This window comes from Caballeronia sp. (genome assembly GCF_049581465.1).
Lineage (GTDB): Bacteria > Pseudomonadota > Gammaproteobacteria > Burkholderiales > Burkholderiaceae > Caballeronia.
Genome location: NZ_JBAUSA010000967.1, coordinates 1 through 2,245 on the forward strand (window position 1 = coordinate 1; position 2,245 = coordinate 2,245).

Consider the following 2,245-nt stretch of genomic DNA (forward strand, 5'->3'; position numbering starts at 1 on the left):
TCAGCGTTCCAATTCCTGTCCGCTAAATTACTGACTTATGAGTAATTAACTATCAAGCCATCAGACCGCGCTCACGTGCGCGCGGTCGCGCATTCGCTTCTAACTGTGGGGGGCCCGGGTCAGTTGAAATCGGAATCGGGTACTGGCTCGCGCCGGGGTGAAGGGTCGCTCATTTCATTGCTCCACGTAGCCTGAAAATGGTGCCTGACAGCACGGCGACCACTGAAGGCCCGACCCGGGCGTCCGTTGCTTGCTGGTCAACCGTCATTCGGCACACGCAATACCGGGAGACGGCTATGGGTCGGTAGTGTGAGTTCACTGATGCAGGATGCTGCGTCGGGTTGCTCGATGTCGCCATCGTCAGCAATCCGCTACATTGCTGACGTAGGACTCATCCCATCCCAATGACGGCTCAGGCCGAAGACCCGCCAAGCGACTCGAAGGAGTGAATGACAGTTGCGCTTAGTAAGCTGCCAATAAGATGGCGTCTGGGCCCGGCGTCCCGAGTGGATCGATGACGGCCGCTCGGGCCGCTGTTGCTGTCCCAAGGCGGTGAATTTGCGTTCGTCGTGCAGGCAGCATCATTGGCGGCGGCGGCGGCGACGAACGTCGTCGGATGACCCGCAATGGTCAAAACAATTCACCATAGTCGCCGACTCTTCGAGCGCAGAATCGGCCCACATTGCGCCATCGCGTGATTTTTGATTGCGCCGACATCTAATGCTTCCGCCATGACGGTTAATGCGGCGATTCCGCTCGGCCCACTCTATTGGGCAAGACGCAATTCTCGGCCGCTGAAGCGCAGGGTCAGAGGACCCTCGACCCGGTACTTGGCCTAATACGCCCGATCGTTCGCTCTCGAATGCTTTGGATAAGCCCGGGAAGAAAAACTCGCACTGTTCGCCCACATCGCGCCGGCTATAAAGCTGACGGCGGCGACGATGCCTAACACCGCAAATGGACTCTCAGACGTCGCGTCTCGCACGAGGCTGGTGGTACCCGCGCAGAGTTGCTGCGCCTTACCGCTTAATTCACGTGCTTTCCCGGACATCTGGGTGGCGGCGTCGCCAACCATACCGCCTACTGCGTCTTCAACCTTTCCTGCTGCTTCTTTCAACGTACCTTCTGCTGTGTTGGTGTCCATGACATCCTCCCTTGTTGACCATGTCGTGCCTCGCACGGGACGTGCCAGTGGCCCCGCCCACGAGGGGTGCCGATTTAGAGCGCGGAGAACGCCAAATCGAGGTGCGGTTCGGCCCCGGGAACAGCCGCGCACCAATCAGTCAACGCAGCGATCGGGACTGTCGAAAATGGCGCCATGGCTTGCTGCAGTGAGGGGAGTCGCTCGGCATCTTTGACATCGAGGCCGCGCGGATCGGCAAATTCTCCCAACACCCTGCGTTAACTACGATGCCGGTTCCGAACGCATGCCTCGAGGGAAATCAGGCGGCCAGGCACCCATGTTCAAGGTGACATTTTCCCAGACGACGCATCCTCGGACAATGCCTTGGCCGCCTTGGAGAACGGGTGTAAGCGCCGCGTTCGCGCGGCCGCTAAACGACTCTAGCAAACAGGCGGGGGCAATCTGCGGCACAGGCCATAGCCGATAACGCGAGCTTGTCATAAGGCTTCGGGCCACGACGGGTGCGCGGTCGCGCCGACGGCTCCGACCCCGCCCCGAACCGTTTGGATGCCTTAGTGGTTAACCGTGCTGCAGATTCCACTACGACCAGCCAGCTTAAGCGTACGCACGGATCAGGCAGCGAGCCGTGTCAAACCTTCGCTCGACGTGCGGCCCTGCGCGAAGATTGGCCCGGTGGAGCTTGAGGACTTGTTTCGCGAGGTCAATCCAAAAATGTTGATTTCGATGATGAACCTCCGCAAGTCAAGTTGACGTCCGGCAGTGTATCCCGAAGGGAGGCGTCGGATCATCTCAATAACGCCAACCAAGGCATCTCGCGCCCATCAGATTTCGAAACGTCGCGCGCTATTGCCGGGCCTGTACCTATCGATCATGTGGCACGTCCTTTGCACTGCAACGGAGGCGGGTGTCGCGACTACACAACCGGTCCAAGTCCTGCGCAACCTATTCGACGGTACTTTTAGGAGGCTGCAAAGAATCACCTATCGAAGAAAATTCTGTGTCAGCGCTGGTTCTTGGCCTGGCGGGTGGTGTCTATGCGCATACAGGCGGTGGTGGTGGGGGAGCAGGCGGCGGTGCCGCCGGTGGCGCAGGGGTAGGGGG

At 59.6% G+C, this 2,245-nt stretch carries 1 protein-coding gene; it reads right to left on the reverse strand.

The window, feature by feature from the left end; genetic code table 11:
* Positions 1–835: 835 nt before the first annotated feature.
* The gene (locus WCA53_RS23725; RefSeq protein ID WP_423916221.1) at positions 836–1,144 is read right to left on the reverse strand and encodes a CsbD family protein; all 309 of its coding nucleotides are present in this window, start codon (positions 1,142–1,144) and stop codon (positions 836–838) included.
* Between the last annotated feature and the right edge of the window lie 1,101 nt (positions 1,145–2,245).